The 21,577-nt window shown below is 38.1% G+C and carries 17 protein-coding genes and 1 pseudogene; 1 reads left to right on the top strand and 17 read right to left on the bottom strand.

What is annotated here, in order from left to right:
• Positions 1-144: 144 nt before the first annotated feature.
• Both EC846_RS08920 and EC846_RS08915 read right to left on the bottom strand, forming a co-directional pair.
• Positions 145-756 carry a glutathione binding-like protein gene (locus tag EC846_RS08920; RefSeq protein WP_004772690.1) on the bottom strand — a complete coding sequence of 204 codons (612 nt, stop codon included), beginning with the start codon at positions 754-756 and terminating at the stop codon, positions 145-147.
• 205 nt (positions 757-961) lie between these two features.
• The gene (locus tag EC846_RS08915; protein ID WP_123774924.1) at positions 962-3,403 is read right to left on the bottom strand and encodes an ExeM/NucH family extracellular endonuclease; all 2,442 of its coding nucleotides are present in this window, start codon (positions 3,401-3,403) and stop codon (positions 962-964) included.
• Between the two features lie 183 nt (positions 3,404-3,586).
• Between EC846_RS08915 and trmB the strand changes: the two genes are divergently transcribed.
• Entirely contained in the window at positions 3,587-4,303 is a 717-nt protein-coding gene (trmB, locus tag EC846_RS08910) for a tRNA (guanosine(46)-N7)-methyltransferase TrmB (RefSeq protein ID WP_004662584.1), read from the top strand.
• 72 nt (positions 4,304-4,375) lie between these two features.
• Here trmB and EC846_RS08905 read toward each other — a convergent pair whose 3' ends face one another.
• From EC846_RS08905 to EC846_RS08835, 15 genes and pseudogenes are all read right to left on the bottom strand, one after another.
• The gene (locus tag EC846_RS08905; protein WP_123774923.1) at positions 4,376-5,158 is read right to left on the bottom strand and encodes an SEL1-like repeat protein; all 783 of its coding nucleotides are present in this window, start codon (positions 5,156-5,158) and stop codon (positions 4,376-4,378) included.
• Positions 5,159-5,235: 77 nt separating this feature from the next.
• A complete protein-coding gene (locus EC846_RS08900; protein WP_123774922.1) occupies positions 5,236-6,141 on the bottom strand; it encodes a tetratricopeptide repeat protein in 906 nt (301 codons plus the stop codon).
• A 16-nt stretch (positions 6,142-6,157) separates the two neighbouring features.
• A complete protein-coding gene (locus tag EC846_RS08895; RefSeq protein ID WP_123774921.1) occupies positions 6,158-6,943 on the bottom strand; it encodes a putative type VI secretion system effector in 786 nt (261 codons plus the stop codon).
• Entirely contained in the window at positions 6,943-7,716 is a 774-nt protein-coding gene (locus EC846_RS08890) for a putative type VI secretion system effector (protein WP_123774920.1), read from the bottom strand. Before EC846_RS08890 ends, EC846_RS08895 begins: the two co-directional genes overlap by 1 nt.
• Positions 7,713-8,477: a putative type VI secretion system effector gene (locus EC846_RS08885; RefSeq protein WP_123774919.1), complete on the bottom strand. Its 765-nt coding sequence runs from the start codon at positions 8,475-8,477 to the stop codon at positions 7,713-7,715. The genes EC846_RS08890 and EC846_RS08885 overlap by 4 nt, the downstream gene beginning before the upstream one ends.
• Positions 8,474-9,232, bottom strand: coding sequence for a putative type VI secretion system effector (locus tag EC846_RS08880; RefSeq protein ID WP_123774918.1), 759 nt, complete (start codon positions 9,230-9,232; stop codon positions 8,474-8,476). Before EC846_RS08880 ends, EC846_RS08885 begins: the two co-directional genes overlap by 4 nt.
• Positions 9,233-9,242: 10 nt before the next feature.
• Positions 9,243-10,355: pseudogene (locus tag EC846_RS08875) on the bottom strand (T6SS effector BTH_I2691 family protein); the annotation flags it as partial.
• A 64-nt stretch (positions 10,356-10,419) separates the two neighbouring features.
• Complete coding sequence (locus tag EC846_RS08870; RefSeq protein WP_123774916.1) at positions 10,420-11,313, bottom strand: tetratricopeptide repeat protein; 894 nt, start codon at positions 11,311-11,313, stop codon at positions 10,420-10,422.
• Positions 11,314-11,343: 30 nt separating this feature from the next.
• Positions 11,344-12,399: a hypothetical protein gene (locus EC846_RS08865; RefSeq protein ID WP_123774915.1), complete on the bottom strand. Its 1,056-nt coding sequence runs from the start codon at positions 12,397-12,399 to the stop codon at positions 11,344-11,346.
• A gap of 1 nt (position 12,400) precedes the next feature.
• Positions 12,401-15,667, bottom strand: a complete 3,267-nt coding sequence (gene tssI / locus EC846_RS08860) for a type VI secretion system tip protein TssI/VgrG (protein WP_123774914.1) — start codon at positions 15,665-15,667, stop codon at positions 12,401-12,403.
• A gap of 78 nt (positions 15,668-15,745) precedes the next feature.
• The gene (locus tag EC846_RS08855) at positions 15,746-16,528 is read right to left on the bottom strand and encodes a Rossmann-like and DUF2520 domain-containing protein (protein ID WP_123774913.1); all 783 of its coding nucleotides are present in this window, start codon (positions 16,526-16,528) and stop codon (positions 15,746-15,748) included.
• 81 nt (positions 16,529-16,609) lie between these two features.
• Positions 16,610-17,659 (bottom strand): lysozyme inhibitor LprI family protein, encoded by a 1,050-nt coding sequence (locus tag EC846_RS08850; protein WP_123774912.1) that lies wholly within the window; start codon positions 17,657-17,659, stop codon positions 16,610-16,612.
• Positions 17,660-17,841: 182 nt separating this feature from the next.
• Positions 17,842-19,257 carry an OmpA family protein gene (locus tag EC846_RS08845; RefSeq protein ID WP_123774911.1) on the bottom strand — a complete coding sequence of 472 codons (1,416 nt, stop codon included), beginning with the start codon at positions 19,255-19,257 and terminating at the stop codon, positions 17,842-17,844.
• Between the two features lie 315 nt (positions 19,258-19,572).
• A complete protein-coding gene (locus EC846_RS08840; RefSeq protein ID WP_047428173.1) occupies positions 19,573-20,142 on the bottom strand; it encodes a hypothetical protein in 570 nt (189 codons plus the stop codon).
• Positions 20,143-20,343: 201 nt separating this feature from the next.
• A complete protein-coding gene (locus tag EC846_RS08835; protein WP_123774910.1) occupies positions 20,344-21,576 on the bottom strand; it encodes a dihydroorotase in 1,233 nt (410 codons plus the stop codon).
• Position 21,577: the final 1 nt, after the last annotated feature.

Below are 21,577 nucleotides of genomic sequence, written 5' to 3'. Positions count from 1 at the left end.
TAGGCTGTAATCTCGTTGTGTTCTTTTAACTATTGTTTTCATTACACTCTCCAAATTTAAGTTTAGAAAGTGTCAACCTTATCTAGGACGAGACAGTTGAAATAAAAAAGCCTCTGTAAACAGAGGCTTTTTTATTGGGTTGTATTAGCTCAACAGCCCTTCATCACGCATCGCAATCTGAACCGATTGACGCTCAGCAATTTTATTACGTAGCGCTACGATATGGATATACGGTGTTAAATCATGTTCGATATGGTTTGACCAGTTGGTTAACACAAACAAATAGGCATCTGCTGGACCAAAATTATCATCGACCAGATAATCACAATCCCAACCTGCCAGATAGTCATCGATATATTTCAACAAACGATCCACTTCAGCATATGCCTTGGTCTTCTCATCGTCAGTCAGTTTACCGGTGAAGAAAACCGCATAAGCATCATGCAGTTCCGAATTCAAATATCCTAACCATTCAAGTACTTTTGCTCTTCCCATCCCTGATGGCGGAATTAAGTCCTGTTTTGGATCGTGTTGCGCCAAAAACGGTAAAATCGCAACATTCTCGGTTAAAATCAAACCTGGATTAATTTCCAAAGCAGGGACATATCCCTTTGGATTAATCTCGTAATAATCTGCACCTTTTGAGGTTTTATGTGTTTTTAGATCAACGCGTTCTAAATCAAAATCGACATTTATTTCATTTAAAATAATATGGGCTGCCAATGAGCATGCACCAGGTGAATAATACAACTTCATAATTGATCCTTGTTATCTAACAACTTATGCTCTAGAACGTTCCTACGAAACTCGAGAACAGAATAACTCAAACTTATAATAGCTTTCATGCTAAGAACATCTACACCACTACTATTAATGAATTTTTTTCTGCCTTGCAAGTTATATTCCGTGACGATTGATTAATTTATGAAAAAACTCACTCGATCTCGTTACGGATATACCGTTACGCTCTGCCAAAAAGTTTGCCTAACCATTCAAAAAGTGAATTTAAGAACGCTGCAATGACACTTTTCGGATGTTCAGGTTCAAGTTGCGAATCGGCTGATTTCATATCCAGATCAACAATCACAGGATCATGGTCTGAAGAACGATATGCATCGGCTGAGAAGAACAGGTCTTTTTGTTCATCGGTTTTATATTCTTCGTTATAGTCCAGTACCGTTGGCTCATCCGCATTGATATGCCATGCAAAGGTTTTGATCACACGCTTATAAAGGTTGGCATCCGCAATGGCATGATCCAGATTACCTGCACCACCATAACCCTCAGCATTGCTCGATACACCAAAAACATAGCTATAGGCATTGGCACCCTCACCGACCTTATTATCATTCAATAACACTTTATAATTGGCTTTCTCAAACGTCAGGATTGGATCTTCTTTGGCATAGCTGTTCATATCACCCAATAATAAAATATTCGGATTTTTGACCTGAGTTGGATTCTTGGCAATCCATTGCGTTAATTGTTCAACCGCTTTCACACGCGTTGGATTCCAGCAGCCTTGTCCATCTTTTTGATCAGCATCTAAAGAATTGGCATCTACACCAGAACAGCCTTTCGATTTAAGATGATTCGGAATAACCGTAAAAATCTGTCCGCCCTGCACGGGTTTAAATGACTGTGCAATCGTGCTACGGTTTTTATCCCCCAAATCCAGTACAGCGGCTTTATTGACAGGTTGCACCCGTTTAGCGTTATAAATAATCGCAACTGCAATCACATCAGTACCAAGCTGATTCAATCCTTCAGGAATCACATATTTCCAGTCAGGGCCTAGCGCCTTGGTTAAATTGGCAATGGCACTATCACTACCATAACCATTGTTGGCAATCTCCATCAAGCCATATACATCAGCATCAATTGATTTCAATGCATTGACGATTTTCGCATGCTGCTTGTCAAATTCAGCTTTGCTATTGGCACCACGTTCGGTTGGAAAGCCATTCTTGCCATTGTCATAGTTGAGTACATTAAATGCTGCTACACGGACATGTTTGCTTTGTTTAGCGGCGATGCTCGTGCGTGGATTAGAACTACTCACCACTTCTGGCAAGTTCGCCCCCGCTATCGGTTGTACGCGCCATGCATTAAAGCGATATTCCAAAATACCTTGAGTATTTTTTAACTGATATCCTGAACGTAGCGTATTTAAGGCACTAAAGTTTTGTGGCAACCACGGTGCCCGATTCTGGTTGTTATAGCCATCATCAAAAATAATCTTGGACAGCAGATTTTGTTGTGCTAAGGCTTTTGCTTCATTCGACAGTGCTGGATACAAATTGGTTGGAATAAACAAACGGCCAAGGCTTAAAGATAATTCACCATAACGCCCAAAATTATAGTTTTCACTGACGGTAAGCGTTTGCGGGAACTTGACCAGCATACCTTGATAACGCTTCGGTGAGTTCCCCGTAGCATCAGTTAAGCTGTTAAATGGCAAGTTCAACGCAATTGGCTGGATCTGATCTGCCATATTCTGGTTACAGGTGAGAATATCCTGTTGTAACTGATCGATCTGAAGCTGGTTCTGATAACTGGTCAAACGACCACGTAGAATGACTTCATCGCCGATCTGCCCACCTTTCACTGTACTGCTCGCAGGAATATAGACAAAGATGGCATTACTGACATTTGGGGTAGCTTTGCTATCAGGCGTTTGTACATAAAAACCTGAGAAGCCATTGTTATAGCGATAATCCCCTGTGATCATACCACGAATGGTATAGCTTTGGTCTTGTGTTGAGTCTGCCAATTTTGCAATCGGCGTATCACTACTGCTACAGCTTACATTTTCAGTGACAGGCGGAGTTGTGGTTGACCCAGTTAAATTCGAAAAATCATTCCGATCTGTCCATGCCTGCCAAGATTGATCCAGATCAAATGGACTGGTTGGATCAATACCCACCACAGGATTTTCGGTCTGTGTGCGTTTAAAGCTGTTGCCCATACTGAAAACAGTTGTACCCCAACCATTTGTAGGGCGTTCACCAATGCGACCAAAACGATCTACAGGTGTACCTCGATACAGCAACACAACTGCATCATCGCCATTAAAGGATAAGCCAGCAATCTGATTCACCTTATTGCCTAATTGCGCTTGTAATTCTGAACGGCCGATCAGGAATTTTTGTTTGCTGGCTAAACTGCCTTGTAAGGGAAATGCTACGGTTTTAACGGTGCCGCCATTATTAAACTGCTGGATTTCATAATCCGCCAGATTCACCGTAGTCGCATCTGGATTATAGATTTCCAGTCCCTTTTTATTACTACTGCCATCGACATATTGGCTAAACATCAATTGTGCATGTGCAACAGAAAAGATTGAAGATGCACCTAATAAACCTAGACAAATGGCGATCGAATGATATTTAAAATTATTCATGATTTTTACTTAGTGTTTAAATTGCCATTAGGCTATGCAAGTTCTGTGACAGCACCATGAAGATTTTTTGACAAATTTTCATCATTTTCAAAAATAATCAGCGAAATAAAATCACTTAAAAAGTTTGACTTGTCCACCTGAGCACTTAAAATACGGCATTTCTATATTTATATCTCCAGAATCATGTCAAACGATCAGTTAGAAACGCAAATTACGGAACTCGACAATTTGCCTGAGCACCGTGAAATTGTGACGTTTATGCGTCGTTCAGCTCCGCTCAATACTTCACAACGTACTGCTTTAGAAGATTATCGTGATTTAATTTTGGAATACCCTGTTGGTGATTTACGCCAGCATTTTGAACATCCTGAACGCCCATTAACTGTTGAAATCGGTTTTGGTATGGGCCGTTCTTTAGTGTTAATGGCAAAGGCGAATCCTGAGCGCAACTTTGTCGGGATTGAAGTGCATGTGCCTGGTATTGCACAGTGTGTCTATGAAGCGGGTATGGCTGGCTTAAAGAACCTGTTTGTACTGGATGCAGATGCAATTCAGGTATTACGTGAAATGCCAGATAACAGCATTAACTGCGTACAGCTTTACTTCCCTGATCCATGGCAGAAGAAGCGTCACTTTAAACGTCGTTTTGTGATTCATGAGCGTATGCAACTGGTTGAACAAAAGCTTGAGTTGGGTGGGACTTTCCATGCAGCAACAGATTGGGAACCGTATGCAGAGTGGATGCTTGATATCCTAGACAATCGTCCTGATATGGAAAACTTGGCAGGTAAAGGCAATAGCTACCCGCGTCCAGAATGGCGTCCAGTCACTAAATTCGAGCGTCGTGGTCTTGAATCTGGTCATAAGATTAATGACTTTATTTTTAAGAAAATTAAATAAGCTGATTTAGTTTTCGAAGAAAGCCACTAATTGTTTAGTGGCTTTTTAAAATCTAAGATTTAAAAATAGTTACTATGAGTTGTTCTCTAACTGCATTAAAGCATCTACAGACTCTTGTACTCCATTATCATTAGCTTTCTTAAACCAATATTTAGCTTTTTCCTTGTTATTAAAATGATGTTGATATAAATATGCCAAGTTATATTGAGCTTGGGGAAAATCCAGTTCTGCTGCTTGAGTATATAATTCTAATGCTTTTTTCTCATCTTTAAGTACACCATCACCATTAAAATATGCATTCGCTAAATTGAATTGGGCTGGAGGGAAATTTTGCTCTGCTGCTTTGGCATATAGTTCTAAGGCCTTTTTCTCATCTCTAGGTAAACCATCACCTTTTAGATAAGCATTAGCTACATTAAACTGAGCTGGCGCAAAATTCTGCGCTGCTGCTTGAACGAATAGATCTAATGCCTTAATGCTATCTTCTGCTAAAAAATTTCCGTGAGCATACATAAGGCCTAAGTTATATTGGGCCTCTGGAAAGTTTTGTTGTGCTGATTTGCTGAACCAGAAAAAAGCTTTCTCATAGTCTTGTTGAGTACTTAACCCTTGAAAATACATACTGGCCAAATCATTTTGAGCAGCCGCTGAACCTTGTTTCGCAGCTTTTTCAAATAAAGTGAATGCCTTATTGTAATCTTGTGAAATACCTTGTCCCAAATAGTATTTTTCAGCTTCTTGATATAGCGCATCCGCCTGAATCGTCTGATCATTATGTTTTTGTGTGACATCTGAACAGCCACTCAATTGAGCGAAATTTAAAAGTATCAAAATAAGAATAAGTTTTTCTTTCATTTGAAGATAAATACCTTGTATAAATCAGATGAGTTTAAAGTCAGATTTTCATATCCATAGAAAGATTGAATGTACGATTACAACTTTGCTTTCCAGTAGTTTGCTTTTTCAGGACTATATTTAAAGCTACTACTTTCTGCGTAAATATCATATAACAATGCTTTAGCTGATGAATTTCCATTACGTACAGCCATTTCTGCATATCGTATTGACTCATCTAAATTCTGTTTCATACCGGCGCCATTATAATATTTAAGTGCAGTATTATATTGCGCTAACGGATGACCATGGTCTGCTGCCCGCTTAAACCAGACAAGGGCTTGAAGTGGATCTTGTTCTACACCCTCTCCTCGTTCATACGCCAAGCCCACATTGTTTTGTGACTCGAGATCACCCTGCTCAGCTGCTTTTAATATCCATTTAAAAGATGCTTTGATGTCCTTTTCAACGCCATCCCCACCATATAATTGAGCAGCAACAACTGTCTGGGACTGTATGAGTCCAGATTCGGCAGATCGAATAAAATATGTAAACGCTTTTGCCCTATCCTGTTTTACATTTAAACCTTTATAATATGCCAATCCCACATTATGAATCGCAGATGGATTTCCCTTTTTAGCCCCTTCTTCAAACCATATCAACGCTTTTTGATCATCTTTTTTTACAGCTTCATTGCCATTCCTATAAATCAAACCTAACTGTAACATGGCATTTGAAGAACCTAGTTGTGCAGATTTCTCAAATAATTCCAATGCTTTCTTTTGATCAAATTTTTTACCTTCACCTGTGGCATACATAGATGCCAATACAAAAATAGCCTCTGCATCATTTGCTTTTGCAGCCTTTTCCAGATCATGTTTAGACTTATATTCAGTCACATCTTTATAATCTTTAGTCAAAGTTCCGTGAGTGTTTGCTTCTTTGTCTTGTCTGCATGCAGAGGTGAATAATATTAAAATAATGACAAACAATTTAAGCTTCATTACGTAACCTTTTACTTTAAAAATTTTTCTTATCAAAATAATCTTCTGGATAAGGATCTGTGCCTTTTAACTTATTACGATATTTCATTACACTAATCTGAACACCATCATCAGTTAAAAATTCATTATAAAAATCCTGCTCTTTAGGATCATCAAAACCTAGCTTTTCAAATATCTGTTCGGATAATTCACCAAAAATTTCATATGACCGCCCATAGCCAAAATAGTTAACAAAACCAGAAATTGCTACAGAAACAAATAAAGAAATTCCCACAATCTCTAGAAAGTATAAAATAGTGTTCATAGAGTAGGAAAAATTGAAAATAAAATAGAATAAAATAAAAATAAAGAGAAATCCCCATGACAACAATGTAAAATAGTAAGTCTGCATAATAATGGCTTTATAACCCATTTTTACTGAACGGCCCATTTCATAGATCATATATAATAAGCCTGATTTAGGATCAAGAATGGCATAGACCTGATAACGTCCATCTACAGGCTTGTCATTAATTACAGCGATCAGTTCATCACTTTCTTTAAAACGAGCCGTCGTAAATTGCCCTAGTAAAGAATGTCCTTCTATTTTCCCCGTAAACGTGATGCCATCTTTAGCTTTACCTGCCATCACTAGGATAGGAGCACTGGTAAGCAAAGAACTACTTTCAGCCAGTACACCTGCAAAAGCAGTTCCAGCGGCAATTCCACCTACATTTTGATTTACGGGTATTTTGGACTTGGCTTTTTCTAAAGAATGGATTGGGCCTTCTACCAGTTTTAGATTTAATTGTAGACCAGTCATCACTCACTAACTTTTTTCTTATCAAAATAATCTTCTGGATAGGGATCTGGGCATTTTAAATTTTTTCGATAATACATAACACTTCGTCTTAATTTACCCTGATCATCAGTAAAAAAGTTATCAGCTCTAAAATCCTGATTCTTAACATTTTTAAAACCTAGAACTGTAAAAACTTGTTCTGATAATCGACAAGCCTGTTTCTGATCACGTGAAAATAAAAAGGTACTTAATAAAAATAAAAATGTAAAAACAAATGGTGCTAAAACAAGTGGCAATATATATTCAATCAAGCTAAAACCTAAACCATCCTCAGAAAGAAACCATGTAACTAAAACAATCAAATTAATAAATATTAGAAAAAAGAGTGATACGCCAAAAGCAGTTTTAATAATACTAATATAACCACATTTTAAAGAACGCCCCATCTCATTAATCATATGCAATAATCCAGTTTTGGGGTCTAGGGTTGCATAAACCAAATGTTGTCCTCGTTCTTTTTCTCCACTAATTACCCAAACCAGTTCATCCCCATTCTTAAATTGTACTGTTGTAAACTGACCAATTACTCGATATTCACCCACCTCACAAGTAAAAGATTTGGCAGCTTCTCCTCTTGCTGCCATCATCATAATAGGAGCATTGGTTGCCAAACTGCTTGCTGTTAAAGCTCCAACCACAGCTGTACCTGCTGCTTGTTTTTCGATGTTTCTAAATGGATGGATTCTGGAATCTTCAATTTGAAGACTCCTTACGTGGCCTTCTATCTTTTTCATTTTTTATCAAAATAATCTTCTGGATAGGGATCTGGGCCTTTTAAATTTTTTCGATAATACATAACACTTCGTCTTAATTTACCCTGATCATCAATAAAAAAGTTATTAGCTCTAAAATCCTGATTCTTAACATTTTTAAAACCTAGAACCGTAAAAACTTGTTCTGATAGCCGACAAGCCTGTTTCTGATCACGTGAAAATAAAAAGGTACTTAATACAAATAAAAATGTAAAAACAAATGGTGCTAAAACAAGTGGCAATATATATTCAATCAAGCTAAAACCTAAACCATCCTCAGAAATAAACCATGTAACTAAAACAATCAAATTAATAAATATTAGAAAAAAGAGTGATACGCCAAAAGCAGTTTTAATAATACTAATATAACCACATTTTAAAGAACGCCCCATCTCATTAATCATATGCAATAATCCAGTTTTGGGGTCTAGGGTTGCATAAACCAAATGTTGTCCTCGTTCTTTTTCTCCACTAATTACCCAAACCAGTTCATCCCCATTCTTAAATTGTACTGTTGTAAACTGACCAATTACTCGATATTCACCCACCTCACAAGTAAAAGATTTGGCAGCTTCTCCTCTTGCTGCCATCATCATAATAGGAGCATTGGTTGCCAAACTACTGCTTGCAGTTAAAGCTCCAACCACAGCTGTACCTGCTGCTTGTTTTTCAATGTTTCTAAATGGATGGATTCTGGAGTCTTCAATTTGAAGACTCCTTACACGACCTTCAATTTTTATCATTTCTTGTCAAAATAATCTTCTGGATAGGGATCTGGGCCTTTTAGGTTTTTTCGATATTCCATGACACTAACATGTATCCCATCTTTAATAATAAAATCATTGTAAAAATCTTGTTCATCTACATTTTTAAAACCCAAAATAGAAAATATTTTCTCAGATAGTCCTCCAGCCTTTTTAACTGTTTTATATAAAGCAGCAAAAAAAACAAGTGAGAAAGTTAAAAAACTCACAATCACAAGAAACAGAAAATCTTTTATAAAATCAAATTCTAAAATTTCAATTTTATCTTCTGAGAAAAAATTATAAATAAGACAAACTATTATTGAGAAAATATAAAAAGATACCGAAAAAAATAAGGATAACTTTAAAATAGATCTTAATCCTTTTTTCCGAGACCTCCCCATCTCGTACATCATATAAAGTAGCCCCACTTCAGGATCAAGTATAGTATATGCTAAATGCCGACCTTGCTCTTTTTCCTCACTTATCACCAATATTAGAGAATCATTTTCTTGGAACTGTACTGTTGTAAACTGTCCTATTATCTTATAACCATTCACTTCACAAGTAAAAGTTTTAGCATCAATTCCTCTTGCAGCCATAAGCATAATTGGAGCATTTGTCATCAATCCACTACTGCTGGCTAAAGTACCTAGCATTGCCGAACCAACAGCTTGCTTCTCTATATTTTTTAAAGGATGAATTTTAGAATCTTCAATTTGAAGATTCTTTATATCACCTTCAATAATAAACATCTTACTCACATTAAATACTCACAATAGCCTTACTAAATGCTTCCTCTTCATCTGTCATAGATTTAAATTTATTGGAATCTAAACCAAATGAAGATTTTTTGCACCACTTTTGCATTTCATCGTCTAGCCAATAGTTTCTTAAAATTATATCAATCCCTGTAAGTGCTAATCCAATCCAATTAATATAGCAAGTTATTTTAATAAAGTTTGCAGCCAGTAAAACGCGCCCTAAGGCGTATCTATTAGCAAATTGAACAGCTTTACTTGTACTTAATTGTGGTAAATTCAGTAATAAGCCAACACCCACTCCGACCATAATAAATGAGCTAACAACCTTACCGAAAGACAAAACCATTATATAAGCATTTTGATCTCCTTTATATTCTTTAACAAAACCTATAGTCTCTACAAATAAACTAAATGTTGCACCACCAATAGCAAGCCATGCACCAAAATGCTTAATTTTATTCGCTTTTTCTTCAAAACTTAAAGCAGCCATTCCTCCACCCGCAATATCTAAGATTGCTGCAGTTGACGCAAATAGGCCCGCTGTTACCTTAAAACCGTTTTCCCAATTCCTATCACCAGCAAAAAGACTGGCTTGCGTTCCCAAATTCATTAACTCAAATACAGCAACAACCCCCGAAATTCTGAGCGCTACACTCACAGGAGATTTACTCAGAATTTCTTTAATTTTCTGTGCAGCCGTATTCTGCCCTGCATTTTTCCAACGTTTTTGGATTTCAGTCGCATTCAGCTGACTTGCAGCATTCGTCATTTTTAAGTCTATATTATAGAGCAATGACCATTTCGGCACTTTGTCGGTTAATAACGAACTATGAGCATAGGCAATAAAAGAAACCCTTGAAAGTTTCTTTGCAATCAAAGGACTTGCATTATATTGTAGGCTCCATTTGGCTACACTGCGTGTAATTTCAGAGATCCAGGGTAAAGCCCTTGCAGGGTTATACCATTTCAGGTCATTAACTTTATTATTTGGGTCGGCTAACCATTGCTCCCAAAGCTGGTCAGCACTGACAAACGCAGCAATTAAACCTTTTAAACTGGATTGAGTCTGATCCCAAGTTAAAGAGGTAATTTCAGAGATTTTTGCAGTAAATCGATATCTACAATTTAAAAAGGCTTAATTTAATAAGCCTATCGATATGACAATCAACCCATTAAAACTAAAGTTTAGACTTCCAGTAGTTTTCTTTTTCAGTATTATACTTTGGACTTTGTACATCAGAGTAAATATCAACCAAAAGCTGTATTGCTGGTTTATTTTTATGCATTGCTGATTTCTCTGCATATTCAATAGATTTACTTAGATCTTGATTAGTACCATTTCCTGTATAATATTTAAGAGCAGCATTATATTGTGCTTCAGGATTACCATTATTTGCTGATTTTAAAAACCAATTCATCGCCTGAATAGGATCTCTTACAACCCCTTCACCTTTTTCAAAATTGAGAGCCACATTATTTTGAGACTTAATATCTCCTTGCTCAGCCGCCTTCATAGACCAATAAAAAGACTGCTCTAGATCTTTATTTACTCCAGTACCAGTATATAGTTGATAAGCTATAATTTTCTGAGATTGTAAAAATCCTAATTTTGCTGCTTTCTGGAAATATTGATAAGCTTTACTCTTATCCTCAGTAACTCCCACACCATCATAGTAAGCTACACCAACGTTATGTAAAGCAACTATATTATTTTTTTCTGCTGCTCTTTTATACCATAATAAAGCTTTTTGATTATCAATTTCTTTTACGTAACTTGATCCATCTTGGTATAAAAGACCAAGCTGCAACATAGCCTCATCATTACCAAGATTTGCAGCCTGCTCAAATAAGTTAAATGCCTTTTTCTGATCATCAAAGCTATCACTATTTGTCGCATAACTAGATGCAAGTATAAATAAAGCTTTAGAGTCACCTTTTTGAGCAGCTTTTTCTAACTCTTTTTGAGATGAAAATCCTGAATTTGATACTTGAGAATCTAATGCCTGATTACTTCCCTCACTACAAGCAGATGTAAAAACTATTAAGGCAATAAAAATTAATCTAAAATTCATCAAAAAATCCTTATATTTCATCAAATATACTTAATCGCTAGAAAGTGTATGTTCATCATACATACCAACTCCAAATTGTTCCTTTAATTTTTTATTATATTCAATTTTTTCTTCTGGAGTCATGCTTGTCATATCCATAATCAAACCTTCGGCAACGTCGCCACCAGTCTTATCACCTGCGTACCATAAAATACCAAAACAACTTAAACCAGCGATTCCCAAAAGATAAGGTTTTCGAGTTCCTTTTACCATTTTGGGGCAAACTTTGCCTGCTATACCTACAGCAACTCCACTTCCATACATTGAACCACCAATACTTGCAACTTTTGCAGTACCTTCAGCTGGCTTCCCATCTTCGAAATAAGCTGCAGCTTCATATGAATCTAAGAAAGTACCTGCTATCCCAACTTTTTTACCAATTGAACCTACAGCCTTACCAGCTCGTTCAACTTGAATATTAGCCTTAGTTCCTCCTTGAAACTGTCCTCCGCCATTATTAGGTGCAGAAGGATGGTACATTCTAGACTGATTTTCAGTTGCCTTTTTCAATCCTGCACCAGCTCCTCCAACTTTTTGTTTGGCTTTTTGAATTTGCATGCTTACTAAGCTTTGAGGATCAATTGCAGGTTTACTTCGATTGAATTTTTTGTCAAATTCAGCCTTGCCTTTAGAAAAATCTTTTTTAAAAATTTCATAATCAAATACTCTTACATTAGAGTCTTCAATTACTGCTAAAGAGTTCAACAATAAATCCGCGGCTTTTTGACCACTTTGCATTTCAGTCAACAAAACTCCTTTTTTTTGATAATCCTCTTCTTTCTGTTTTATTTCATTACTATTATGTTCTTTAACTTTTAATTTTGTTTTTTCCACTGCGACCTTATATTTATTAACAATATTTTCTTTAAGGCTTTCTTTTTCTTTTAGACTAATTTGTGCAGGTGCAATCACATAAAGAGGATTTTTTTTAGGATTCTTTATAGTTTCATTAATGATCTTATCCGCAGCTTTACGAAAATCATTATCTGGTTTTAAAAGATAAATAGGGGTTCCTTTACTACTATTCTCTTGCTTTCCACTAGCCATATCACCACTCCTCTCTATTAATATAATTTGGCAATCTAACGTAAATACCTTTATTCAATTTGGTATCTACATCCACATTTTCCATACCAGCATTTAAACTAATTATAGAGTCAGGAGTTATTGAGTATTTAGCAGCAATAGAGTTTATAGAATCACCATCTTTTACCAAATAGCCTGCTCTCAAGTACTGTCCTTTTTCACCTTCCTCTAACAATATTAAATTAGTCTTTACTTTCGGACTTATAAATATATACTCTCTACAATTATGATGATTAATATAACAAATGGGTTTAATGGTACTATCATCAAATTTCTTCACCCCCATTATTGGAAGATGATCTTCTAAACACAAGAATTCAACTTCTCCATTGGTATCAGTAACATCTTGTTGAATTATTTTAAATTCATTATCCAAAAGATAACAGTCTAAACCAACTATTGGCTTTCCTATATAATCTAAAAATTTGAAATAAAAAGGATCATTTTTAGTACCGCTTATATTTTTAATAAAATAATTCCAAACATCACCGCCTACCAACACTTCTACTTCTTTCGGTTGAACACTAGAGATTCTTGAGCTTCTACCATATTTATCAATAATATGATCTTCAACAATCCCATCATTTCCTTTTACAGACATTGTCAAATCTGAAAATTTATTAGTTGGAAAAATTTCATAAATATCTAATTTATTACTGAATCTTTTAGTTATGTTTAATTCGTTAAACTTAGGGACAGAAAAATCAACTTTCGCGCCACCCATAAACAAATGCTGCCCCGCCTTCGCTTCAAATTTCCCACTGGTCACAGGGAAAATACCTGAGCCATTCAGCTTGATTTGTGATGGGCCCGCAGTAATCACAATTTCTTTCGGACTGCTAATCTCAATGCGATCTTCTGTTGAAATAATCTGAATCCCTTGCTTCGCAAGCAAATCCATTCCATCTGCTTGAGCCAATGCCTCAAACTTACCTTTAGCAGCCACCTGCTTAATCCCATTCTGTGCGGCAAACAGACTCGCTTTACCACTGACATGAGCTACCAGATTCTTTTGCGTACTCAAATTAATACTGTCACCAGCAAACTGATTGATCTGCCCATCCGCAGATAAATGAATATCTTCATTGGTACTTAGGCCAATGCCTGCTGGCGAACTCAATAACAGCATCGCCTTATTAAACTTGGCAATATCAGCTTCAATTTCATCAGCAAATGCTTTCAACTGATCCAATGATTCAATTTCATCGGTCTGCTGGTTCTTAGCGACTTCACTTAAAGCTTTGGCATTGCTCTGGTTGCCTTCAAGCTGTTGCTTCGCTGGTTGGGCATCAAGGTGTTCACCTTTGGCTTGATCCTGTTTATGCGTGGAAAGCAGTAAGCCATCGCCTGCACGGACTGCACCCCATTGATCGGTACGTAGTTCAAACCCTTCACCACGGTCTTCACTTTCGGCCTTGTCTTTAGGATGGCTCAGTTTACCTAAATTAAGCTGGCTAGCAGCATGGCTACTTTGTAGTTGGGCACTGATTTGTCCTGTGGTGTCATCAAATCGTAACTGGTTAAAGCCTTCGCCTTGGTATTCTTTAGATTTAATCCCTGCCAGTTTCTTGGTGTCTGGAAGCTTGCCTGCATTGTCAAATTTGGTCGGGCTGCGTTGGGCTTCGTGAATGCGTCCCACCACAAATGGACGGTCAATGTTGCCATCAAAGAAGTCGATCACCACGATTTCATTGATACGTGGCAGAAAACGGGCTCCATAGCCTTCGCCTGCCCAAGGCGTTAGAACATCGACCCAAGCGGAATCTGTGTCGTTGTCATTGGCACCTGCACCACCATCATGGCTGTGGTCTTCATTGCGGGTAAACAAGAAGCGGACTTTAATCCGTCCCCATTCATCGACATGGATTTCTTCGCCACTTGGGCCAACCACTTTGGCACGTTGTGGAGATGCTGTTGGTCGGTGTTGTAATGGGTTGTATTCAGGAACCGTTTTGATGTTGCGGCGTTGTAGTGTGAGTTGATTGGCTTGGCGTTCTGCTGTGTTGCTTTGTTGGGTGAGCTGCCAATGACTTTGTGCTAAAAGTTGATTAATCTGCTGCTGCAGATCTTTGGGTAGGTTGTTCTGGTTATAAAACTGCTTGCCTGTGATCAGGAATTCTTTGTCTGCGCCACTGTGTTGGTCGATTTCAGGGTGTTCTGCCAGCTCAAACCAGTAACCCACATGGGTATCTCGCACGGTGCTCTTCGCCACGAACTGTTTGGACTGTAGATCGTAGTATTGACCCAAATTTTGATTGAGCTTTTCAATTTGCACATTGCCAGATTGGGTTGCGCCATCTTCTCCATTGAGGTCTTGCATCCAGGCGGGTGAGAAGTGCCATGCCTGTTCTAAACCAAGGCTGGCATTGTCATGTTGTTCACTATGTTTGTGGGTGCTCTGCACACTGCCTGCACCTTCTTCCTGTTCCAGTGCATCGGCTTGCCAGCGTTGTACATGCACCGCACTCGGTTGTAATGAGCGTTGCCCGACCAGACTGGTCATGCTGTCGTACTGTTCAGTGGCACTACTGCGATGGTAGCGAATATAGCGACGGTCTAAGGCTTGGTACTGGCTATTGTCATCAATTAAACGGAGTTTCTGAGCCTGAATCTGTTCGCTGGCACTGCCGACTTTCAGCTTTGATTCGTCGACCAGCCAGTTAATTCCTTCACTGCGCATCAGACGGGTCAGAAAGTCATAGTCACTTTCATTGGATTGCATGATAAATGGACGGATGTCATAGTCTTGACTGAGTCCGCTTAAATCAAGTGTTAAGCTCGAGGCAAATAAGGGGCTTTTTTGTTGCCATTCTTTAAAGACAATTTCAACCACATCACGCACGCTTTTATTCATAAACACACGGCTATTACGGCGTTGTTTCCACAAAGCTGTTGGGTCTTCGAGTGTCAGTTTATAGAGAGTTAAGCTACCGTCAGACTGGCCTTGTAAGGCTTGAGTAATAATCCCCGTGACACGGCTCAGTTGGCCCTGATCGGTAACGGTGTCAATTGCGGCTTGGCTGCCAATAAATTGTTTGAGTGGAATGGCAGCATTGGTCGACAAACAGATCAGCTCTGCCTTAAAGCCAGCGTTTAATTCATGCTGGCCATCAATACGTTGCAGGAAGACTTGGGAATTTAAATTTTGATTTGAAAACTGAATATGGATCGCACGTTTCTGTGCTGTGAGGCCTAAACTGTCCAAGGCTTGAAATATATTGCTCAACATATTTTTTATAAAATATTTACTCAAATTTTCCGCATTTTATACAAAATAGACAAATTTGTCTATTTTGTATAATTATCGTTACTCTTGATTTATATGGCGTTTATAAATCCCTTCACTCATTAAAGCATAGATATTTTCCAGATCATTACGTTGTGTCTCCGCTAATAAATGGCGCTGCATCTTTAATATATTCTGATCACCACGCATTGCAGGCCCTGTCTGCATTTGTTTAGGGTCATTCTGGGTTGCCTTATTCGCAGTTTCCATAATTAAAGGATATAACAAACTAAAATCAACCTGCTCGGCATCTACTATTTGTTTTGCCAAGTCATAGCAATAATTGCTGAAATTACAAGCAAATACAGCCGACAAATGTAAAGTTTGTCTTTGCTTAGAACTATATTGATAGACACGATGGCTTAAACTGTTTGCTAATTCTGTTAAAAAAGCTAAATCCTGCTGCTCGGCAGCCTCAACAAACAAAGGGGTTTCTGCCCAGTTAACTTCCCTATCAAAACTAAAGGTTTGCAAGGGATAAAACACACCAGCTCGATGATGACTATTTTGTAGAACCGATAAACTGGTGCTGCCCGAGGTATGCACAATCAAATTGTCTGGTAAATATGATGTAATCGATTCAATTACGCTGAAAATGGCCTGATCACTTACCGCAATAATCACCAAATCTACCTGTGGATCAAGTTGATTAACCTGATTAATCGCTTGAGCATTTACTTGATCTGCAAGGGTCTCAGCATGCTGTAAGTCTCGGCTAAACACTTGCACAATCTGATGTTGCTGTTTTAAAGCTCGAGCTAAATGTGTCGCAACCCGCCCTGCACCAATCAATGTAATTTTCATAAACTTTATCTAAGCACGAGATTTGCTTAAGCATGCCAATAAAAAAAGGACGAATCAATTCGTCCTCTTCTACTTGTTTATTTAATTGACATTATTTAGGTAAACAATCCGTTCAATCGTGCGTTGAATAAAGCATTTAGTATATTGCATGTCCTGATCTTGCTGATGCATCTCATCATTCCAGTAACCCGCCTGTTTCTGATAAGTTTCTCGGTCTTTTTCAGGAGTATCATAAACACTCTTCTGTGACAGCACTTTACAATCCACATCACGTTTCTCAAACCAGTCTGACTGATCCTGCTGTAACTGAGCTTTTTGTTCAGGACTGAACTTATCCCACGTCTGATTTAAACGTTCCACTTGTTTTGCCTTTTCAGCATCCAGCTCTTTGTTACGAATATTCATGGCTTTTTGTGCCAGATCCATTTGAGCAGATGACTTTGCATCATACTCCTGCTGGGCCTTTTCACTATTCTGTTCAATCAGGCGGTTTTCTTTTAAATACGCCATGTAATGCACGGCTTTGGTCGCCATAAACACAACACCATCAATAACGGCGTTTTGATCTGGAATATTCAGCACGACACCATCTTTATCGGTTTTGGTCAGGTTATAAGAAAACTCACCACGCAACTGATCATCTTCAAGCTTTAATGGATAGTCACTATCCGAGAAATAATCACCTAAAGTATAAGTCGACTGGCCTTCATCCTCACCATCTCGTTGATATTTCTGCTCTTCGAGATACGCATTTTCAGCACGTTTCTGTAAGCCTTTCGGGAATGAAATCACCAATTGACTATCACAATCCAGTAATGTTTTTGACGCTTGCTCACTGTCGCTATTATCTAAAGTTCGGACATTTTTGATTTCAAATTTCAGTCCCTTGTTAATTTTATCTAAAATTTCATAATCAGCCTGATATTCGCTTTCTCGCAAACTTCGCTCAATTTGCTTTAAATAATCTTTCTTCAAAGCTGCCTGAATATTATTCAAGTTATCTTGATTGGTACAACTCCATTCTGAAATAGCTGTATCAATATTTTCAACTTTCTCTTTGGGTTTGAATTTATCGCATCCTGTTAATAAAATTGCTGTCGTTAATGTGGTGAATATCAAAAACTTATTCATATTAATTACCCTATTATCTTATTTTTCGGGCGTATTCTACTCAATTTAATTCGATCTATTCGAGTCTTTTCTTTGAATTTATTTAAATTAATTTCGAGATAAGACTGTAAATGTAATGATAAGTCAAAATAAAAGGAGCTATTAACGTAATAGCTCCTTTAAAATGTTGCATCACTCTAAATTTAAGGTGTGATTGAGAACTCAATACGACGGTTTTTAAAACGCCCTTCTTCCGTTGTATTATCTGCAACTGGATTATCCGCACCATGTCCAACTGCTGTTAGCTGGTCAGCAGCAACGCCCTGACTCACCAAATAATCCACTACCGCTTGGGCACGTTTTTGCGATAACGTTTTATTACTGTTCGCGTTGCCTGTTGAATCGGTATAACCTGCCACAGTCAATTTCGCATCTTTGGTATTTTTCATTAATGCCGCAGCTTTATCCAGAGTAGCTTTATTTTCATCTGGAATCTGGTTTGAACCTGTAGAGAAATTAATAATCTGTAGATTTAACGCCTTGATCACATCATTAATATCAACCTGATTGGCATCAATATTTGCCAAAGCATCCTGTGCGGCATTTAAACTATGACTCACAGAGTCAGCAGCAGTCATTGGTGCTTCAACCATCACTTCGGTATTGGGTACTAAAGCTTTAATTTTGCCGAGTAAATCGTTAAGTTGATTCGCATCTCCACCTTTCAAAGTGATCTTGTCACCAATCCAGTCCAGAGAAACATTCGGTACGCCTTTCAGTAGACCTAATACGCCAGCAAGGCCCGCCTGATCCATAAAGGTTCCAGCATGTTTTGTTGCAGTATCAACGGTACATTCCTGATTCGCAGAAAAAACCTCTTTGACTTTGGCCTGTATGGTCGCCAAAAATCCTTGATCCCCGACACCCACCTGACATTGGGCAAGATTGCCTGAACCATCGGTGCTTAGAGATAATGTCGCTGGTGCAGCATCTGCCGCAACTTCTGAGGCTGAATTTGTATCATGAGTTACAGGTGCAGTCGCCTGTTTGTTTTGACAAGACTTCCACAACCAAGCCACCAATAAACCGAGAATAATCAAGGCCACAATAGGCAGCCATGCACGAGATTTAGGTGCCGTCGCAGCCGAAGTATTGGCAAAGTTAGAAGTAGCAGCAGATGCACTCGACACCAACCCGAGTGGTGCCAATAGACCAACTGCCCATGCAGGTAATAATGAACGGATCGAATCCATATGTTGTTTTAAATAATTCACAATACTTTGCGTATCATTGCCAGCTTCACTGGTCAAAGCGGCCAGACTTTTTGGAATCGCTTGAGTTAACGTTTGTTCTGTTTCCGCACTAGAAAGTTGCCCATTGCTTAAATTGGTCAGAAGCGCATTTTTGACTTGGTCGTTATGCCCTAATAAATCTGATAGTGAGGGCGAAATAGAATCTTTTAATTTCTGAATAAGTTCAGGTTTTGCCGCTAAAATAGAAAGTAAAATGGGATAGAACCTAGATAAAAGAGCACTTTTTTCATTCACTAGACCGTCTTGATCACTCACGATCATCGAAGTCACTTTCTGCTTTAACAGTTCCATTGGGTTTATTGACATTGTTATTCACTCCAACACATTAAATTTATAATATTCAGAACACTCAAGAAAAAAGCGAAGCTCAAGTGAACTGCTGCTTTTTCATTCTAATCTTTTGTATTTTTTTTATTCATTTTTATATAATTTAAATACAATACTTACATCACAATTTACAAAGAAAAATAAGAAATGCGCATCTTTTTTAACAATTGGTACAATATTATTAAATCTAAAAGTTCCCTTCTATTCTTCAAAATTATCTATCTTTACATTTAAAATCATGGATTTATAAAAATAAAAAATTCACTCTAGACTATACATTCAAACCAACAAGCATCATTTACTTAAATGATATAAAAAAATCAGGGAAAAGCCAAAAAGCACTGTAAAAAGTGGAAAGATCTTGTTCTGCTTTTTTGTAGGAGGCACGATAGGAATAGCAGGAATAACGTCCAGTAACTGCTCTTTAATATAGGTTTCATTTAATTGTGCCAAAACTTCGGTTGTCCAGCTCGGCAATAAAGAATAAATCGATGCTTTATGATCTCTTAAATAATAAATGATCGCCATCGCATCATTGCCCACTTCATTGGATAAAACCGCCAGACTTTTAGGAATAGCCCGATTTAAGGTAATTTCGACCTCAGCTACGGACACCTTTCCTGCGGCCAGTCTCAACAACAATGCATTCTTAACACGCTCATTTTCTTCCAGTAAATCAAAAATAGAAGGCGTAAGTTTTTCTCTTAACTTATCGACCAGCTCAGGCTTTTCTAGAAAACGATAAAGTAAAATAGGATAAAACCTTGATAAGACATCATTTTTTTCATTCACCAAGCTGGTTTGATCATTTACAATCACAGATGAAACTTTCTGTTTAAGTAATTCCATAGGATGTATAGACATCGTATTAAGCTCCAATTATTAGAATGGCTTATTTCTCTTTTTTATAATTTTATGTAAGGCATATCTCATTTATATAATTACTTTAATCTATTTTTTCTTGTTTTTATCTATTCTGTAAAATTTAAATACAATATCTACATCACATTTTACAAAGCGGAATAAGACTTAGCTCCTATTCCGCTGCATAAACAAGCTTTTGCTTTACACGAAAGTGGTCACAACTTTACCTGTCAATTGCTGACCAATAAGTGGTGTATTCTTACCTTGTGAAAGAATAGTCTCTTTCGACACAGTCCATTGTAGTTCTGGATCAACTAATACCCAGCCTGCTTCCTGTATCCAGCGTTCTGTCATATTGGCAACTTGTGCTGGTGTCGAAGTGACTTTTGCCACCCATTCCAACGGCTCAAACAGTCCTTCCTGAATCAGTTGTACACCGAGAGCGACATAGGTATCAAATGCAGTAATTCCCGGTTGAGTTTCCGCAAAAGGTGCCATTTTCGCTGAGCTGCTCAAAGGCTCATGATGGGTACAGATTGCGTCAATCACGCCTTCTTTTACGCCCTGACGTAATAATTCTTTATCCTGTTCCGAACGCAATGGCGGGCGCACATGTGCAAGCGAATTAAAGCCATCGGTCAATTGCTCGGTGAGATGTAACTGATGCATCGCGACATCTGCAGTCACAGGTAAGCCTTTGGCCTTTGCTGCACGGATCAAATCGACCGATGCGCCGCAAGACAATAAACCAAAATGTGCTTTCACACCGGTTGCTTCAATCATCAAAAGATATTTAGCAATCGCAACCGTTTCCGCAATTGCAGGAATCATCGGTAGGCCTTGGCGAGAAGCGATGAAGCCTTCATGCGCACAACCATCTTTGGCAATTTGCGGTTCTTCTGCATAGAACACGACGGTTAAACCCAAGCCTGCAGCATATTCAAGGGTACGGATCACCACATCATCATTTTCAAATGCAGCATTGGCATTTGAAACAGCAGTACAGCCACCCTTCTTTAAACTTGCCATATTGGCAGGTTGCTTACCATTTAAACCTTGCGTTTGTGCGCCAATAATATGTAGATAAATTCCGCCATCCAGTTGAGCTTTTTCAATCAGACCGTGGATCAAGGCACCATTATCTTGCACGATTGGCTTTGAGTCTGGTGGCGTAATAACATGCAAAATACCATTGGCACGTGCAGCTTTTCCTTCCGACTTTAAGGTTCCATGCTGTTGCTGACCTGGCTCACGCATTCTTGCGCACAAGTCCACCATGGTTGGCATTAACCATTTGCCTTGGCCATTGATGGTTTCATCCACCTGATCAACGGCCTCAATACGCTTACCATTTTCGATATAAACCGTTTGCACCTGATCAGTCTGTTGAATTGGATCGAGCACACGGACATTTTCAATTTTTACAATACTCATG

Source organism: Acinetobacter sp. BIGb0102, assembly GCF_003815055.1.
GTDB lineage: Bacteria > Pseudomonadota > Gammaproteobacteria > Pseudomonadales > Moraxellaceae > Acinetobacter > Acinetobacter vivianii.
Note: the sequence above shows the minus strand (reverse complement) of the source record. Positions and strands in the feature narration are given on the sequence as shown.

What these genes read in the sequence shown, in the direction of transcription:
- EC846_RS08865 (WP_123774915.1), bottom strand. Translation starts at nt 12,399, where the DNA reads ATGGCTAGTGGAAAGCAAGAGAATAGTAGTAAAGGAACCCCTATTTAT.
- EC846_RS08900 (WP_123774922.1), bottom strand. Translation starts at nt 6,141, where the DNA reads ATGAAGCTTAAATTGTTTGTCATTATTTTAATATTATTCACCTCTGCA.
- EC846_RS08915 (WP_123774924.1), bottom strand. Translation starts at nt 3,403, where the DNA reads ATGAATAATTTTAAATATCATTCGATCGCCATTTGTCTAGGTTTATTA.
- EC846_RS08885 (WP_123774919.1), bottom strand. Translation starts at nt 8,477, where the DNA reads ATGATAAAAATTGAAGGTCGTGTAAGGAGTCTTCAAATTGAAGACTCC.
- trmB (WP_004662584.1), top strand. Translation starts at nt 3,587, where the DNA reads ATGTCAAACGATCAGTTAGAAACGCAAATTACGGAACTCGACAATTTG.
- tssI (WP_123774914.1), bottom strand. Translation starts at nt 15,667, where the DNA reads ATGTTGAGCAATATATTTCAAGCCTTGGACAGTTTAGGCCTCACAGCA.
- EC846_RS08895 (WP_123774921.1), bottom strand. Translation starts at nt 6,943, where the DNA reads ATGACTGGTCTACAATTAAATCTAAAACTGGTAGAAGGCCCAATCCAT.
- EC846_RS08855 (WP_123774913.1), bottom strand. Translation starts at nt 16,528, where the DNA reads ATGAAAATTACATTGATTGGTGCAGGGCGGGTTGCGACACATTTAGCT.
- EC846_RS08845 (WP_123774911.1), bottom strand. Translation starts at nt 19,257, where the DNA reads ATGTCAATAAACCCAATGGAACTGTTAAAGCAGAAAGTGACTTCGATG.
- EC846_RS08835 (WP_123774910.1), bottom strand. Translation starts at nt 21,576, where the DNA reads ATGAGTATTGTAAAAATTGAAAATGTCCGTGTGCTCGATCCAATTCAA.
- EC846_RS08840 (WP_047428173.1), bottom strand. Translation starts at nt 20,142, where the DNA reads ATGTCTATACATCCTATGGAATTACTTAAACAGAAAGTTTCATCTGTG.
- EC846_RS08920 (WP_004772690.1), bottom strand. Translation starts at nt 756, where the DNA reads ATGAAGTTGTATTATTCACCTGGTGCATGCTCATTGGCAGCCCATATT.
- EC846_RS08880 (WP_123774918.1), bottom strand. Translation starts at nt 9,232, where the DNA reads ATGTTTATTATTGAAGGTGATATAAAGAATCTTCAAATTGAAGATTCT.
- EC846_RS08890 (WP_123774920.1), bottom strand. Translation starts at nt 7,716, where the DNA reads ATGAAAAAGATAGAAGGCCACGTAAGGAGTCTTCAAATTGAAGATTCC.
- EC846_RS08905 (WP_123774923.1), bottom strand. Translation starts at nt 5,158, where the DNA reads ATGAAAGAAAAACTTATTCTTATTTTGATACTTTTAAATTTCGCTCAA.
- EC846_RS08870 (WP_123774916.1), bottom strand. Translation starts at nt 11,313, where the DNA reads ATGAATTTTAGATTAATTTTTATTGCCTTAATAGTTTTTACATCTGCT.
- EC846_RS08850 (WP_123774912.1), bottom strand. Translation starts at nt 17,659, where the DNA reads ATGAATAAGTTTTTGATATTCACCACATTAACGACAGCAATTTTATTA.